Raw genomic sequence first — 576 nt, forward strand, 5'->3', positions numbered from 1 at the left:
ACCTTCGCCCACCTCGACGCCACCGTCGTGCTGAGCCGCAACATTGCGTCGCTGGGTATCTACCCGGCGGTCGATCCGCTCGACTCGACCAGCCGCCAGCTGGACCCGAACGTGATCGGCAACGAGCACTACGACACCGCCCGCAAGGTGCAGTCGACCCTGCAGCGCTACAAGGAGCTGAAGGACATCATCGCGATCCTCGGCATGGACGAGCTGTCCGAAGAGGACAAGCAGGTCGTGTCGCGCGCCCGCAAGGTCGAGCGCTTCTTCTCGCAGCCCTTCTTCGTCGCCGAAGTCTTCACCGGCTCGCCCGGCAAGTACGTCTCGCTGAAGGAAACCATCCGCGGCTTCAAGATGATCGTCGACGGCGAGTGCGACCACCTGCCCGAGCAGGCGTTCTACATGGTCGGCGGCATCGACGAAGTGTTCGAGAAGGCAAAGGCCATGTCGGCCGCGGCCTAAGGCCGCGACCGACCGGGATCCGGGAGACGGGATTCGGGATTCGAAGCAGCGCAGAGCAGCCGCTCGCGCAGTTCCGCTCTTGCGAATCCCGAATCCCCAATCCCCAATCCCCCG

The 576-nt window shown here is 64.6% G+C and carries 1 protein-coding gene; it reads left to right on the plus strand.

The annotated features are described in order from the left end of the window. Positions 1-462 (plus strand): ATP synthase beta subunit C-terminal domain-containing protein (locus FLQ44_RS11240; RefSeq protein WP_439144924.1); only part of this gene is annotated, 462 nt, incomplete at its 5' end. Positions 463-576 lie beyond the last annotated feature (114 nt).

It is taken from the genome of Vogesella mureinivorans (assembly GCF_007644035.1).
Lineage (GTDB): Bacteria > Pseudomonadota > Gammaproteobacteria > Burkholderiales > Chromobacteriaceae > Vogesella > Vogesella mureinivorans.